Origin of the sequence: Facklamia sp. P13069, assembly GCF_050409405.1 — a bacterium.
In the GTDB taxonomy this organism is placed as follows: domain Bacteria; phylum Bacillota; class Bacilli; order Lactobacillales; family Aerococcaceae; genus Facklamia.
This window is the reverse complement of sequence record NZ_JBNUPN010000017.1, coordinates 1-15,021: the sequence shown is the minus strand read 5'-3', so window position 1 is coordinate 15,021 and position 15,021 is coordinate 1. Positions and strand designations below refer to the sequence as shown.

At 36.8% G+C, this 15,021-nt stretch carries 13 protein-coding genes; 11 read left to right on the top strand and 2 right to left on the bottom strand.

Annotation, left to right across the window (positions count from 1 at the left end; translation table 11 throughout):
* The first annotated feature begins 8 nt into the window (after positions 1-8).
* The 8 genes from murG (at position 9) to ileS (ending at position 10,379) form a co-directional block, all read left to right on the top strand.
* Positions 9-1,121, top strand: a complete 1,113-nt coding sequence (murG, locus tag ACQV2T_RS06160) for an undecaprenyldiphospho-muramoylpentapeptide beta-N-acetylglucosaminyltransferase (RefSeq protein WP_428873870.1) — start codon at positions 9-11, stop codon at positions 1,119-1,121.
* Positions 1,122-1,148: 27 nt separating this feature from the next.
* Positions 1,149-2,303, top strand: coding sequence for a cell division protein FtsQ/DivIB (locus ACQV2T_RS06155; protein ID WP_428893364.1), 1,155 nt, complete (start codon positions 1,149-1,151; stop codon positions 2,301-2,303).
* 132 nt (positions 2,304-2,435) lie between these two features.
* Positions 2,436-4,013 carry a cell division protein FtsA gene (gene ftsA, locus ACQV2T_RS06150; RefSeq protein WP_428873872.1) on the top strand — a complete coding sequence of 526 codons (1,578 nt, stop codon included), beginning with the start codon at positions 2,436-2,438 and terminating at the stop codon, positions 4,011-4,013.
* Between the two features lie 30 nt (positions 4,014-4,043).
* Entirely contained in the window at positions 4,044-5,366 is a 1,323-nt protein-coding gene (ftsZ, locus tag ACQV2T_RS06145) for a cell division protein FtsZ (RefSeq protein WP_428873873.1), read from the top strand.
* A gap of 66 nt (positions 5,367-5,432) precedes the next feature.
* Positions 5,433-5,705, top strand: a complete 273-nt coding sequence (locus ACQV2T_RS06140) for a YggT family protein (RefSeq protein WP_428885107.1) — start codon at positions 5,433-5,435, stop codon at positions 5,703-5,705.
* 3 nt (positions 5,706-5,708) lie between these two features.
* Positions 5,709-6,494, top strand: a complete 786-nt coding sequence (locus tag ACQV2T_RS06135; RefSeq protein ID WP_428874979.1) for an RNA-binding protein — start codon at positions 5,709-5,711, stop codon at positions 6,492-6,494.
* 25 nt (positions 6,495-6,519) lie between these two features.
* Positions 6,520-7,320, top strand: a complete 801-nt coding sequence (locus tag ACQV2T_RS06130; RefSeq protein ID WP_428885108.1) for a DivIVA domain-containing protein — start codon at positions 6,520-6,522, stop codon at positions 7,318-7,320.
* Positions 7,321-7,589: 269 nt separating this feature from the next.
* Complete coding sequence (gene ileS / locus ACQV2T_RS06125; protein WP_428876020.1) at positions 7,590-10,379, top strand: isoleucine--tRNA ligase; 2,790 nt, start codon at positions 7,590-7,592, stop codon at positions 10,377-10,379.
* Between the two features lie 211 nt (positions 10,380-10,590).
* Here the strand turns inward: ileS and ACQV2T_RS06120 are convergent, their stop codons facing one another.
* Both ACQV2T_RS06120 and ACQV2T_RS06115 read right to left on the bottom strand, forming a co-directional pair.
* Positions 10,591-11,868: a toxic anion resistance protein gene (locus ACQV2T_RS06120; protein ID WP_428893363.1), complete on the bottom strand. Its 1,278-nt coding sequence runs from the start codon at positions 11,866-11,868 to the stop codon at positions 10,591-10,593.
* A 4-nt stretch (positions 11,869-11,872) separates the two neighbouring features.
* On the bottom strand, positions 11,873-13,000 hold the full coding sequence (locus tag ACQV2T_RS06115) for a 5-bromo-4-chloroindolyl phosphate hydrolysis family protein (RefSeq protein ID WP_428885110.1): 1,128 nt from the start codon (positions 12,998-13,000) through the stop codon (positions 11,873-11,875).
* Between the two features lie 172 nt (positions 13,001-13,172).
* Between ACQV2T_RS06115 and ACQV2T_RS06110 the strand changes: the two genes are divergently transcribed.
* The 3 genes from ACQV2T_RS06110 to ACQV2T_RS06100 are packed head-to-tail and all read left to right on the top strand — an operon-like array spanning position 13,173 to position 14,966.
* Entirely contained in the window at positions 13,173-13,754 is a 582-nt protein-coding gene (locus tag ACQV2T_RS06110) for an NUDIX hydrolase (RefSeq protein ID WP_428876025.1), read from the top strand.
* A 2-nt stretch (positions 13,755-13,756) separates the two neighbouring features.
* Positions 13,757-14,257, top strand: coding sequence for a hypothetical protein (locus tag ACQV2T_RS06105; RefSeq protein ID WP_428873881.1), 501 nt, complete (start codon positions 13,757-13,759; stop codon positions 14,255-14,257).
* Positions 14,258-14,270: 13 nt separating this feature from the next.
* On the top strand, positions 14,271-14,966 hold the full coding sequence (locus ACQV2T_RS06100; RefSeq protein WP_428885112.1) for a 5'-methylthioadenosine/adenosylhomocysteine nucleosidase: 696 nt from the start codon (positions 14,271-14,273) through the stop codon (positions 14,964-14,966).
* The last annotated feature ends 55 nt before the right edge of the window (positions 14,967-15,021 follow it).

Genomic DNA, 15,021 nt, shown 5'->3' with positions numbered 1-15,021 from the left:
AGAAAGAAATGAATAAAGTGAAACGAATTGTTCTTTCGGGTGGTGGAACCGGAGGGCACATTTATCCAGCATTAGCTTTGTATCGAGTATTGAAAGAACGATCCGATGTGGAAGTGCTTTATATTGGAACACAAAGAGGATTGGAGTCGAAAATTGTTCCTCGAGCGGGAATACCTTTTAAAGCAGTCGAAATTACAGGTTTAAAAAGGTCAATTAGTATAGATAATTTAAAATTAATCTTTAAAATGTTTCATTCTACTCATAAGGCAAAGCAAATGATCCGTGATTTCCAACCGGACATTGTACTTGGAACAGGTGGGTATGTGTGTGGACCTGTTTTATTAGCTGCCAGTATGCTTAAAGTTCCGACTATTATTCATGAGCAAAATTCAGTAGCAGGAATTACGAATAAATTTTTAGCTCGTTTTGTTAATAAAATTGCTGTTTGTTTTGAAGAAGCGAGCCATCAATTTGGCAAAAACCAAAATAAAGTAGTTTTAACAGGAAACCCTAGAGGGCAAGAAGTGATATCGACACCGGCAATGCCTCACTGTTTGTCTGAACAATTTGAGTTAAAAGATAATCAACCGACAGTCTTAATTTTTGGAGGCTCTCGTGGAGCACCAGCTATTAATCAAGCAGGAATTGAGTCGCTGGATAAATGGTTAAGCGCTAATTATCAAGTGATTATTGCAACGGGACAAAATCACTTCCAAGAACTGAATGAAGAGATGGTTGAAGAAATTAATCAGAGTAATAATGTTCGAATCGTTCCATATATCGATAATATGCCAAGTGTTTTTCAAGCTATTAATTTGGTTGTTTGTCGAGCTGGAGCAACAACTTTAACTGAGTTAACAGCTCTTGGCTTGCCAAGTATTTTAATACCTAGTCCCTATGTAACAGATAATCACCAAGAACATAATGCCTTATCTTTAGTAAATAACAAGGCGGCTGTTATGATAAAGGAGTCAAAGCTTAGTGGACAGTCTTTATATCAAGAAGTTAGCCAATTAATGGTGGCCCCTGAAGATTTAAAAGTAATGGGTCAGGCGGCTAAAAGCATGGGAATTACGGATGCAAGTGATCGAATCATTCAAATGATGAACGAGATGGTATAACTATTTTAAAAGAGAGGAGGAATAGGGATGGTTAATTACCGGTTACCAGATAAGAACCAGAATCGGCAGAATAAAAGGACAATTTCAGAAAGAAATAATCAGCCAGTAACAGCCCCTATGGGGAATTATCGTTTGGATTCTCAAGGTAAACCTATTCTTCCGACTTCTTTTGAACATTCGCTTAATCAAGAGCGTTTAAATCGATCCAATATATATTCCTTAAATGATTATCGAGATAGTCAACAGCTTGATTATTACAATAGCTCGATAAATGAGCCTTATTATCGAGTAAGGTCTTCACAAAATTATCGTATAGACGCTAATTCTCAAGAGTCATTTGTTTTTAAAAATAGACAAGATGGTCAAAGAATAACCCCTCATAATCCCACTCCTAGTTATTGGTTAGATAGATTACCAAGTAAAGAAGTATTGTTAAAAGGGTTTCCTAAAGGAAAGAGAAAAATTTTTATTCTCTATTTAATTATTTACAGTTTAATGGTTTGGTCTGGATGGCAAATATTACCTTATGATAATGTTAATACACTAAGTGTTTCGGGCAATCAAATCCTTCAGAGTGAGTCAATTCTCAATGGAGTTAAGATTCATTCGATGGATAAGGCAAAAGATATTTTAAAATGGCGCAAAGAAATTGAAGACCATATACTCACTAACAATCCTTTATTGGAGGATGTTCGTATTCAGCGCGACGATTGGAAGGCAATAAACATTATTGTTAAAGAACAAAAAATTGTTGGTATTTACTCTAGCAATGGTAAAAATTATGCGCTGATGAGTAAAGGTTATACTTCAGATGAAGCTGTTATTCAAAATCAATTAATTGCTGAACAAATGGCTCAACTTCCTCTAATTGAAGGGGAGTTTTCAGAAACAGCACTTAAACAACTTGCTATTGCTTTAGATCAGTTCGACACAAGCATTTTAGAAAGGGTTGAGAAAATAACACCTTCTTCCAAACCAGGTAAAGAGGGATATATCGAAATCAAGATGAAGGATGGTAATCTCATAAAAGCAGTGAGTTCAACAGTAGTGGAAAAAATAAATTATTATCCTAAAATGTTAGAACAACTCAACAATCGTAAAGGAATTATTGATCTTGAAGTGGGAGCTTATTTTACGCCTATGGCAAATGAAACTAATTCAGTCAAGCTTAATAATAATTAAGATAAGTATGATTACGAATTGATAACAAGGACTTCTTTTAATTTCATTGGCTTTATGGGTGTGTTAATATAAAAGTACTATAATGTGATAAAAACTCATGTTTTGTGCAAATGAAGGGGGTTCATCACCTGGATGAGAAATCAAGAGATAATTGTTAGTTTAGATATCGGAACAACATCGATTAAAGTTGTTGTTGCTGAGTATATGAACGGACATGTAAATATAATTGGTGTAGGTAATGAAAAATCACGTGGCTTAAGTCGTGGAGTTATTGTCGATATCGATGAGACAGTTCTTTCGATTCAAAAAGCTATTGAGCAAGCAGAGCGTAAAGCCAATGTTAAAATTAATGAAGTGGTCGTTGGGGTGCCTAGTAACAAGTTAGCTATTGATGACTGTCATGGCATGATAGCTGTAGCAAGTGAGAACCGCGAAATAACCTCGCGCGATGTAGATAATGTTATTTCGGCAGCAAAAGTACGTTCTGTTCCACCTGAGCGAGAAGTAATTGCCATTCTACCAGAAGAGTTCATTGTTGATGGTTTCAATGGTATTCGTGATCCTCGCGGAATGATTGGCGTTCGTTTAGAACTTTATGCCCGGTTAATGACAGGGCCACGTACCATTATTCATAATATTAGACGGTGTGTTGAAAAAGCAGGTCTTTCAATTTCTGAGTTTGTTATTCAGCCGCAAGCAATTGCAACCACCGCTTTAAATCAAGATGAGCGAGAATTTGGTACAGTGATTATTGATATGGGGGGCGGCCAAACCTCAGCTTCAATTATTTACGATAATCAATTGAAATATTCCTTTGTAGATCAAGAAGGCGGAGACTATGTCACTAAGGACATATCGGTTATTTTAAATACTTCACTAGATTCTGCTGAACGCATAAAACGTGAATACGGCTATGCCATTTCTAGTCAAACTTCACCAGAAGAGTATTTCCCGGTTGAAACAGTCGGCCGTAAAGAACCTGTTCGTGTAGACGAGCGCTATTTATCTGAAATTATTGAAGCTCGCTTAGTTCAAATTTTTGAAACTATTCATGAGGATCTTGAAGCTGTTGATGCTTTGGATTTACCGGGAGGCTTTGTCTTAACTGGGGGCGCTTCTTCTTTACCAGGCGTATTAGAATTGGCCAAAAAGTACTTTGGGCCACAAGTTCGTGTATATATCCCAGAACAAATGGGACTGCGCAACCCTGTCTATACGACCAGTATGGGGATGGTTGAATATGTGTCAAAATTAGACGAAGTGCATCAAATCGCTCAGGCAACTTTCCGAGCACAAAGGGTTCAGCACGCTGCAGCTAGGGATGCTGGTCCACTAATTTCCAATCCGTATGACGGGGGCCAAGGTCGTCCTTATGGTGAGTCAGATAACTCATATTATCAAGCTCGTAATGGCGGCGGACAACGAGGAGGGCTTCAAGGAGGATTTAGTAATCAAAGTCAAGCTCGACAAAAACCTAAAAGTCCTTCATTATCGCAACCCCATCCTAATGGTCAAGCTTTTTCAAATAATTCCAGTCACTCAGATTATTATGCCTACAACGATAGCCAAGCGCAATCTTATAATAATTATCCATCAGAAGACCAATATTCTGAAGAAGAATGGATGGATGCTTCGACTAAAAACCCATCAACTAACGAGGGTGGTTTTGTAAATAAATTAAGAGCATATTTTCAAACGTTTTTTGACTAATTAAGACAGCACAAGAGGAGGAATTTATTAATGGAATTATCATTTGATCCAACGGTTAATCCTGAAGGAGCAGTTATCAAAGTTATTGGTGTAGGGGGAGCGGGTGGCAATGCCGTCAACCGAATGATTTCCGAAGATGTTCAAGGAGTTGAATTCATCGTCGCTAACACTGACACACAGGCTTTAAAAAGTTCTCAAGCAGAAACTAAAATTCAATTAGGTCCAAAAGTTACTAAAGGCTTAGGAGCTGGCTCGATTCCTGAAATAGGATTAAGAGCTGCTGAAGAATCAGAAGAGCAATTACGACAAGTCCTTGAAGGGTCAGACCTTGTTTTTGTCACTGCTGGAATGGGTGGAGGAACTGGAACGGGTGCTGCGCCTGTTGTCGCTCGTATTGCAAAAGAATTAGGTGCTTTGACAGTTGGAGTCGTAACCCGTCCTTTCACTTTTGAAGGTCCAAAACGCGGTCGCTTTGCTGCTGAAGGATTACAAAACCTCAAGGAAGCTGTTGACACTTTAGTAGTCATCTCAAACAATCGATTGCTAGAAGTGGTAGATCGAAAAACACCAATGATGGAGGCTTTCTCTGAAGCAGATAATGTTTTACGCCAAGGTGTTCAGGGGATTTCTGATTTGATTGTCGCTCCTGGTTTTATTAACTTGGACTTTGCAGACGTGAAAACCGTTATGAAGGATCAAGGAACAGCTTTAATGGGAATTGGTACAGCTGCCGGGGAAAACCGCACAGCAGAAGCGACTAAGAAAGCTATTTCTTCTCCATTATTAGAAGTTTCAATTGATGGAGCTCAACAAATTCTACTGAATGTAACAGGTGGACCGGACTTAAGCTTATTTGAAGCACAAGATGCAAGTGATATTATTTCTTCTGCTTCTAGCGAAGATGTCAATATTATCTTTGGTACTTCAATTAATGAGAGCTTAGGTGATGAGGTGGTTGTTACTGTAATTGCTACCGGAATTGATGCTGAAAAGAATACCATCAATAAACAACAAGCAATGCGTCAAAACCGTCCGAATTTCTCTCATAACAACACTTTCTCGACAAACGAAAGTACCCCATCTGCATCAAGTTCCCCATCGATGAATTCATCTGACCGCTCAATCAACTTAAAACAAGCAAATCAAAAAGAGACTGAACGTGATTTATTCAGTGATTGGGATATTAAACGCGAACAAATTACCCGTGATGTGGCAGATATTGAACCTAAGGAAAAAAAGGTTGAAAGAACCTTTGAAAGATCGGAATCAGAAAGTAAGGTACGTCAAGCGGAATCTGACGAGCAAGACGAATTAGAAACACCTCCTTTCTTCCGTAAAAGAAATCGTCATTAATTTTCTTAGAGGAAGCAGCAGTGTTTCCTCTTTTCACCAATTTTTAGCAATAAAGTCGGAGGTATTATGAATATAAATGCAATTATCCAATTTGTGTCTACAATTTTTCGTGTCTATCAATGGGTCTTGATACTCTATGCCTTACTCTCCTGGTTACCTGGAGCAAGAGAAAGTTCGATTGGACGAATGATTGATCGTCTGGCAAGTCCATATCTCGATATTTTTGATCGCTATATTCCACCCATTGGTCCTATTTCAATCAATGTGATCATCGCTCTCTTCACATTGACTTTTATTGAGCAGGGCGTCATTTGGCTGATTATTACCATTTTAGGCTAGTAAATGAAAGAGTCTATTTATCAGCATTATCGTAAGGAAGAAATTCCTTTTGTAGACCAAGTTTATGATTGGATCGATCAAGTTGACCGTCTTTATACTCCCGTCTTAACATCTTTTTTAACGCCGAGAGAAGCAACTATTCTAAAAAATATTGTTAACGGCCGTGATGAGATGAATTATCATTTAGATGGAGGATATGAAGATAGTGAGCGTAAGAGAGCCTTAATCTATCCTAACTACTATCTATTGGATTTAGCAGATTTAGAATTAGGATTCTTGGAAATTACTTACCCTATTAAATTTGCTGAACTGTCTCATGGTAAAATACTTGGAACCATTCTCTCAACAGGGATTGAGCGGGGAAGAATAGGAGATATTATCACTGATAGTCAGGCATGGCAGCTAGTAGTTGATTTAAAAATGCAAACTTATTTAATGGATGAAGTAAAAAAGATAGCCAATGTAGGAGTCCATTTGAATCCCATAAAACGAGGGAACCTTTTGCAATCGATTGATGAATGGGAAGAAGCAACAGTCATTGTATCTTCTCTGAGATTAGATAGTTTAATATCTAAGGTATATAATATTTCGCGCCAAAGAGCCAAGGATGCAGTTAAAGCAGGACAAGTTAAAATTAATTTTACTGAGATAGATCGAAGTGATACTTTGGTTGGTATTTCTGATATTGTTTCACTCAGGCATTTTGGGCGCTTTCGTATTCAGTCAGTAGATGGTAAAACGAAAAAAGATAATTTTAGACTATCCATTGATTTGTTAAAAGTATCGTAAAATTTATAAAAAAGGAAGGATCTTTATGACAATTACACCAAATGATATTTTAGAAAAAGAATTTAATAATAAGTTCCGTGGCTATGATCCAGAACAAGTAAATGATTTTTTAGATATTGTGCGCGTAGAGTTAGAGAAAAAACTAGAAGAAAATCACAATTTAACGCGTGATTTAGCAGAAGCTAAAGATAAAATTGACTATTTTTCACAATTACAAGAATCTTTAAATTCTTCAATTATTATTGCACAAGAAGCAGCAGAACGTCTAAAACAAAATGCTCGTAAGGAAGCAGAATTAATTCTCTATGAAGCTGAAAGTGAAGCAGGACGAGTAATTGATGAAGCGAATGCGCAATCAAATGAAATTTTTGAAGAGGCAGAGAGGTTGAGAAGTGTAACGAAAAAATATCGTCAAGAATTACGTCGTTTAATTGAAAATCAATTATCCATTGTAAATAACACTTCATTTGAAGATTTGTTTGATGGTACAGCTTTAACACCTGCTCAGACACGTGAACAAAGATCAGTAACGAGTAATCGTCTGGAAGATTTAGAACAAAATGCTAAGCTTGAAGCCATAGATAGTGAAGAAAATGAAGATTTATCTATGACGCAAGTTTTTGATTTGAATGACTTAAGGGAAATTCATGTGGATGAAAAAGATGAAGATTCTTCTGAGTCTATGAAAACTATGCCTTTAAGTCGTGAAGAATTAGAGGCTTTTGAACGAAATCATTCATCAGATAGAGACTCTGATGAAGCAGAAAAATCTGATGAAGCCTTACATGGTGAAACAATTCGTATTGACCTTCCAACAGAAGACTAATATAATTAAGAAAATTATTGGTAAAAGCTGAGATAGAAACAAGAAGATGGATATAATACATTAGCGACTTGAGGATGGTGCAAGCTCAAGAGTCCCTGTATCTTTCTTTATCATTCTATTCAATGACTAGTGAGCCAAAGTTGACTAGCTAGATCCGCTTCAAAAGCGTTATCATGAAGAGTGAATAGTTTAACTATTAAATTGGGTGGTACCGCGTATTTGACGTCCCTTCTTAGGAAGGGGCTTTTTTTATAGAGAGGAGAAAACTAATGAAATTAAAAGATACTTTGCACCTTGGAAAAACATCCTTTGATATGCGAGCGAATCTTCCTGTTAAAGAGGTAAGCTTACAAAAAGAATGGCAAGAAGCTGATGTTTATCACAAAATGTTAGAAAAAAATATGGATTCAGAACCATGGATTCTACACGATGGTCCGCCATATGCCAATGGTCGCGTACATATGGGACATGCTTTCAATAAAGTTTCAAAAGACTTTATTACACGTTTTCGTTCAATGACAGGCCATTATTCTCCATATGTCCCTGGTTGGGATACTCATGGTTTACCAATTGAGTCAGCCTTACAGAAGAATGAAGGTGTGAATCGTAAAGAACACTCAACAGCAGAATTTCGTAAACTTTGCGAAGCCTATGCTTTAAAACAAGTTGAAGGTCAAAAAGAAAGCTTTATGCGCTTGGGAGTTAATGGAGATTGGGAAAACCCATACTTAACTTTGCAACCTAAATATGAAGCACAGCAATTACGTATTTTTGGACAAATGGCTGATAAAGGCTATATCTATAAAGGTGCGAAGCCGGTATACTGGTCCTGGTCGTCAGAATCTTCATTAGCTGAAGCTGAAGTTGAATATCAAGACGTAAGCTCACCTTCAATTTATGTAGCTTTCAAAGTGAAAGACGGTGGTGGCATCCTTCCTCAAGAAGCAGAATTTATTATTTGGACGACTACACCATGGACATTACCTGCTAACCTAGGGATTTCTGTTTTAGGACAGGCTAATTATGTGCAAGTCGCAGTTGGCGACCGTCACTTTATTGTCGCTGAAGATTTATTAGAAGTAGTAGCATCGACGCTTGAATGGGAAAATTATCCAGTCGAAGCACATTATAAGGGGCAAGATTTTGACCGTTTGACTGCTCAACACCCATTCTATGACCGTGAATCCTTACTAATGGTAGGCGATCATGTTACTTTAGAAACAGGTACGGGATTAGTTCATACGGCTCCTGGTCACGGTGAAGATGACTATTGGATTGGTTTAGAGTATGGTTTGGATATTTTGTCGCCAGTAGATGGCAGAGGACATTTTACAAAAGAAGCGCCTGGTTTGGAAGGTGTCTTTTATTTGAAAGGTCAAAAGCAAATTGTTAAGACCTTAAAAGAAAATGGTAGCCTCTTGCATTATTCAGAATTTGTTCACTCTTATCCGCACGATTGGCGAACTAAAAAGCCGGTTATCTACCGTGCAACGCCTCAATGGTTTGCTTCGATTGATAAATTCCGTGAAGAACTGCTTGATAATGTTGAAAATGCAGTCACTTGGCACCATCCATCGGGTAAACGTCGTATTTATAATATGATTCGTGACCGTGGCGACTGGGTAATTTCTCGTCAACGTGTTTGGGGAGTGCCTTTACCAATTTTCTACGCAGAAAACGGAGAAGCTATTTTAGAATTAGATATTGTCAATCATGTAGCCGATTTAGTAGAAGAACATGGAACGAACATTTGGTTTGAGTGGGAGGCAAAAGACCTTTTACCAGAAGGCTTCCAACATCCTGCTTCGCCAAATGGTCAATTTACAAAAGAAATGGATATTATGGATGTATGGTTCGATTCGGGTACATCGTATGCTGGCGTTTTACAAGCGCGAGAAGATTTAAACTTCCCAGCTGATTTATACCTTGAAGGTTCTGACCAATATCGTGGTTGGTTTAACTCATCGTTCACTACCTCTGTGGCTGTCAATGGTTTCCCACCATACAAGGCGGTTCTTTCACAAGGTTTTGTAAATGACGGTAAGGGTCAAAAGATGTCTAAGTCTTTAGGAAATGTTATTGATCCAGTTGAAGTAATGAATGATTTAGGAGCAGATATTATTCGTTTGTGGGTCGCTTCTGTGGACTATGAAGCTGATGTACGTGTCTCTAATGAAATCCTCAAACAAGTCTCTGAATCCTATCGTAAGATTCGTAACACGCTTCGTTTTATGTTAGGTCTTGTGAATGATTATCATCCAGCTGAAAATGCCGTTCCTAAGGAAGAACTCACCAATCTCGATCAATATATGAATGCTAACTTTAACTTGTTTAAAGCGGATATCTTAGAAGCTTATGACAAGTATAGGTTCCCAGAACTTTATAAGCGCACTATGAACTTTATTTCTTCTGATCTTTCAGCTTTCTATTTAAATGTGGCTAAAGATATTGTATATATTGAAGCTAAAGATAGCCATGCGCGTCGTTCTATGCAAACAGTGATTTATCAAATAGTTCATGATATGTTAATTTTATTGACACCATTAATTGTACATACAGCTGAAGAAGCATGGAAAGATTTACCAGCGGTAGATGGTTTTATTCAATTAGCTGAAATGCCTAAGGCAGAACAGCTTGAGCAAGCTAGAGAGATTGTTGCTAAATGGGATGTCTTTTTTAAATTACAAACAGGAGTAAACAAGGCTCTCGAAGAAGCTAAGAATCAGCCAGAACAGGCAATTAAGAAATCCTTTGAGGCAGCCGTTTCACTATATATTAATGAAGAAGATCAAAAAGCCTTCGATTTACTAAGTGATCAGCCTGCACAATTATTTACTGTATCACAATTAAACGTTCAATCCATTAATCAAGCACCACAAGATGCACATTCGTTTGAAGATTATGCCGTGAAAGTTGATTTTGCAAAAGGAGATGTTTGTGATCGTTGTCGTGCAGTAAGACCAGAAGTCGGCACAATTGAAGGAGCAGAAGAACTTTGTCATCGCTGCCATGAAATTGTGAAAGCGGACTATCCTGAATATTTTGAGAATAAGGAATAACTTTATAAAAAAAAGACAGGGCCAAAGCCCTAAAAAACAGTGGCGAATTGATATGAGATTCGCCACTGTTTTTGTCGTTTAATAAATAAAAATAGTGAATAACAAGCCCTAAAAGCTGGGGAAATTCCTAGATAATGGGCTGATTTTTGTCGTATTTAGGACTTTTTACCTAGTTTCTTTTAATACTCCTAAAGAGTGTTTAAAGTAAAAATTAAAAATCATCAAAATAATTATCTTGTGACGTTTTAGGATTCATAGCTTGTTGTTTTTGTTCATTTGAAATAGCTAATAACCGTTCTTGCAGTTGACTTTCCATTGATTCTAATTCTATTTGAGCGGCTTGTCTTTGCTGTCGTCCTTCAGCTTGAATTTGTAATGTTGTTTCAATCGTTTCGATCAAATCAGCCTGCGTTTTTTGTAAGGTTTCGATATCGATAATACCTCTTTCAGTTTCTCTAGCTGTATCAATGGCCGATTGTTTCAACATAGCGGAATTGCGACGTAACAAATCATTGGTTGTTTCTGAGACCATTCTTTGAGAAGTGGCAGCGTCTTGCTGTCTCAAAAGTGCAAGGGCAATGGTAATTTGATTTTCCCAAAGAGGAATAGAGGTATGAACAGAGGCTTGAATTTTTTCAGCCAAGGCTTGGTTAGTATTTTGAATCATCCGAATTTGTGGAGCTTGCTGGATAGTCATTTGGCGGGTAAGTCTTAGATCATGGGTGCGTTTGTCTAAACGATCTAAAAATTGGTTAAGGTCATGGACTTCCTGCACATCCATTTGGCTATTGCTTTCTTGAGCTTTTTTAATAGCTTGAGGAATCGTTTTGGATTGTAATTCTTCAATTTTAACTTCACCCGCTGCAATATAGACATTTAAAGCCTCAAAGTAGTCTTTGTTCTTTTGATAGAGTGTTTCTAACATCATATTGTCATTGAGTAATTCGTTTTTTTCTCTTTCTAAACGAATAACGACTTTGTCTAATTGATTACCGATTTTTTGATATTTCATTTGGGTATCAGAGATGGAGGTACGGACTTGGCCAAAAACTTTTTGAAAAAGATTAGGTCGACTGGTTAACTCCTTAGGATTCGACTGTTGTAAGGTAGTCATTAAATCCGTTAAAACATCACCGACTTCACCCGTATCTTTAAGTTGGACATTATGTAGCATTGAATGGGAGAATTCTGACAAACGCTTTTGTGCTTTAGCCCCATAGGTGATAACAGCAGAAAGGTTTTTCTCGTCAATCTGCTGGGCGAGTTTACGTGCTTGAGCTTGACGATTTTTACTCAAGCGGTCAATTGTTTTCTCATTGGTGACTTTTTTCTGTGAAAGAATTGAAGCTTTTGATAATTCGCTTTGCAAAGATTGAATGGGTTCAATCTGATCTTCTTCTTGGTCAAAGGGGTCCGTCAGAAGATCATCTATTTCATCAAAAGAAGTGGCTTGAGTTAAATCCTGATTATTTGAGTTTAGTTCATTCATCGCTTTATTCTCCTTCATTATCTAGTTCTTTAAGCTCTTCAAAAGGGTCATCCATATCAAAATTATCCATTTTAGATTTTTTTGAATTTTGGCTGAATCGATTTGTTTGATTATTAGATTCATTATGTAACATTCGGTCGGCTAGTTTCAAGCCATCTTCCAATTCTTGATAGGTTTCGGAGTGAAATTTCAAATAATCCTCAACAATTTCTTGACTCAACTGATCGATTGTTTGGGCACTTTTTTCTAAAATTAAATAGCTTTGCTTATTTTTTGCCACATGTGAATTAATTTCATTATATTTTTCTAATAGATCGTCTAACTGTGGAAGATAATTGATGAGGAAATCAGAAGCATCCAGTCGACGATTGGGCTCTTCAACGATATCTTTAAAGTAATTCTTTGAAACTTTGACGATATTGTGTCGGATTTCAATGGCGCGCATTTTAGCCGTTTTTTGAAAGTTGGCTTCAATATTAATAATCTGTTTACGCGAATCAGCCATTTGACTTCTGAAAGCTTCAATTTCTTGTTTACTTAAGCCTGCTGCTTGATAATGCTCTAGCATGTTGCGACTAGGCTTTTTGTGAGTAGGATGGAAAAATGACTTCCTGTGGGTTTTAAATGTATTCGGTTTTGTTATAAGCGCTAAAAAAGCAACCCCAGCTGAACAAAATAGAATAGCAATGCTTAGATAATATAAGCTAATGGCAGAAGCAGTAAAATAACTCTCTAAACCAATATAGCCATAAGATTGGGATTGACTACTAGCAATAGCCAGACCCACTAATAAGGTGAGGACTTGACCAACATAATAGAAAAACCAAATCCATGCCGCAGAATTTATTTTACGAATAAAGTAAAAGAGAAAGGCTAAGAGAAGCCATCCGGCAACAATAGCTAAAGTGGAATAGACGAGGGCCATTATATAGTAGCTATTATAAAAAATGAATGTTAAAACATGCTCCATCACAATTAAAGTAAGTAAGGCAAGGATATTTTTCTTCAAAGTAACCGTCCAAATATCAGATAAATGATTTCCTTTTTTAACAAAAAGATTGAATTTGCGAACAATATTTAGCAGAGGGCCTGCTAATAAGAATATAAAAATTATATTGATTAAAGCTAACATGATTGCAACCTCCCTTTTCTTAATTTTAGAATACCATAACTAGAAAAAAGTCTTATCGGACTTGAGGCCTATTCTTAAACTTAACCATTGAAAAGACTTGAAAGAAAGAATAGTAGTCGCTAAACTGAGTAGGAATTAATAGCTAAGGAAATAGTTTTAAGAGGTGAAAATTATGAAAGATAAGGCAGAGACAATTTCATTTATCAAAAATAATGAAACACTATCTGTTAACCAAATCTACGATGGGGCCATTTTACAACTCTATCAAAATGAAGTACGTCTACCCAACGGTCAAACGGCAAAACGTGAGTTGATTCATCACCTGCCAGCAGTGGGTATATTAGCTGAAACAAAAAATAATGAAGTTGTCCTGGTTAAACAGTATCGTCCGGCTATTGCTGATGAAATTTACGAAATCCCAGCTGGAATTATCGATCAAGTAGAAGGTCAACTCGAAGAGCCTCTTATAGCCGCCAAACGTGAGTTAAATGAAGAAACGGGTTACGCTTCAGCAGAGTGGATATTTAATTCTAAATTTTATATTTCACCGGGTTATATTGATGAGGCCATATACCTTTTCTTTGCTAAATCCATTGAAGAGGCAAAAGAAAAGCTAGATCAAGATGAAAATGAAGAAGTTTCGCATTACTTATTTACGGCCCAACAAGTGAGGGAAATGATTAATAATGGTGAAATCATTGATTTAAAAACTTTATATGCTTTAAGCATTTGGTTAAATAGTTTGGAGGTTTAGTTATGGGACTATTTTCAAGCAAAAAGAAAAAACACGACGATTATCAAGCTTATTTAAATTATGAGCAAGAAGGAAATGATCGTTTAAATCATCAGCCTTCTTCAAACAATCAAGTGGATTCCTTTGATCGGTCGATCTATTCAGAAGATAGTGAGCTCTACCATGAATTTATTAATCGGGCAGAAGCGATGGATGATTCACAACCTTATCCAAATTATTATGAGGAAGTGACTTCACAATTTGATAGTCAGAATGACTTTGACATGACTAATGAGATGGATGCAGAAGGAGATGGAGTATACAAAGCTTTTAATGAGCAATCAGTTGATAAAGACCAAGCAAGTTCACTCGAGGATTATCACCATCAATCAATGGGGGAAGATATTAGTTCTATTAGAAAAAGAGCTAAATATTCAGCTAAAATTGACCGTTTTTTAAATAATGGCATTATCATAGTAGGTGTTCTATTAGTCTTAGTTTTGTTAATCGCTTTTTTGGCATAGGAGGGGTGGTTAGATGAAAAAAATTGGAATTATTGGTGCAATGGAAGAAGAAATTCGTCTCTTAAAAAATGAACTATCAAATTTAGAAGTTCATAATTATTATGGCTTTGAGTTTTATCAAGGAAGATTGAGTGGTAAAGAAGTTGTCCTAGTTCAATCAGGAATTGGAAAAGTTAATGCTAGCCTTTCAACTGTTTTAATGGTTGATCATTTTGAGGTGGATTTAATTATAAACACTGGAAGTGCCGGAGGTCTGTCACCAGACTTATCAGTGGGTGACTTGGTGATTGCTGATGGTTTAATCCACCACGATGTAAACCTTTTAGTCTTTGGATACGACCAAGGTCAAATGGCTGGCATGCCGACAATATATCAACCAGATGAAGATATCAGTCAATTGGCCTATCGATTGGCTAAAGAGAAAGGACAAACCGCAATTAGAGGACTGATTGCTTCAGGAGATCAATTCATTAGTGACAGTCAACAAGTAAACAATATTCGTCAAGTTTTTCCTAACGTAAAAGCAGTTGAGATGGAATCAGCGGCTATCGCACAAGCTGCTTATATTCTAAAAACACCATTTATTATCATTCGTTCAATCTCCGATAAAGCAGATGAAGAAGCTGGAATAAGTTTTGATGAATTTATTATATTGGCCGGACGCAAATCAGCTGAGATGGTAATCGATTTACTGAGTAAAATTGATTAAAAAAACTGTCAACCGTAAATGAAAATGTCCTGAAATTTTAAAAATTTGCGGGATA

Coding starts and splice junctions, on each gene's coding strand:
- ACQV2T_RS06115 (WP_428885110.1), bottom strand. CDS start 13,000: ATGTTAGCTTTAATCAATATAATTTTTATATTCTTATTAGCAGGCCCT.
- ftsA (WP_428873872.1), top strand. CDS start 2,436: ATGAGAAATCAAGAGATAATTGTTAGTTTAGATATCGGAACAACATCG.
- ACQV2T_RS06130 (WP_428885108.1), top strand. CDS start 6,520: ATGACAATTACACCAAATGATATTTTAGAAAAAGAATTTAATAATAAG.
- ACQV2T_RS06140 (WP_428885107.1), top strand. CDS start 5,433: ATGAATATAAATGCAATTATCCAATTTGTGTCTACAATTTTTCGTGTC.
- ACQV2T_RS06100 (WP_428885112.1), top strand. CDS start 14,271: ATGAAAAAAATTGGAATTATTGGTGCAATGGAAGAAGAAATTCGTCTC.
- ACQV2T_RS06110 (WP_428876025.1), top strand. CDS start 13,173: ATGAAAGATAAGGCAGAGACAATTTCATTTATCAAAAATAATGAAACA.
- murG (WP_428873870.1), top strand. CDS start 9: ATGAATAAAGTGAAACGAATTGTTCTTTCGGGTGGTGGAACCGGAGGG.
- ACQV2T_RS06135 (WP_428874979.1), top strand. CDS start 5,709: ATGAAAGAGTCTATTTATCAGCATTATCGTAAGGAAGAAATTCCTTTT.
- ACQV2T_RS06105 (WP_428873881.1), top strand. CDS start 13,757: ATGGGACTATTTTCAAGCAAAAAGAAAAAACACGACGATTATCAAGCT.
- ACQV2T_RS06155 (WP_428893364.1), top strand. CDS start 1,149: ATGGTTAATTACCGGTTACCAGATAAGAACCAGAATCGGCAGAATAAA.
- ileS (WP_428876020.1), top strand. CDS start 7,590: ATGAAATTAAAAGATACTTTGCACCTTGGAAAAACATCCTTTGATATG.
- ftsZ (WP_428873873.1), top strand. CDS start 4,044: ATGGAATTATCATTTGATCCAACGGTTAATCCTGAAGGAGCAGTTATC.
- ACQV2T_RS06120 (WP_428893363.1), bottom strand. CDS start 11,868: ATGAATGAACTAAACTCAAATAATCAGGATTTAACTCAAGCCACTTCT.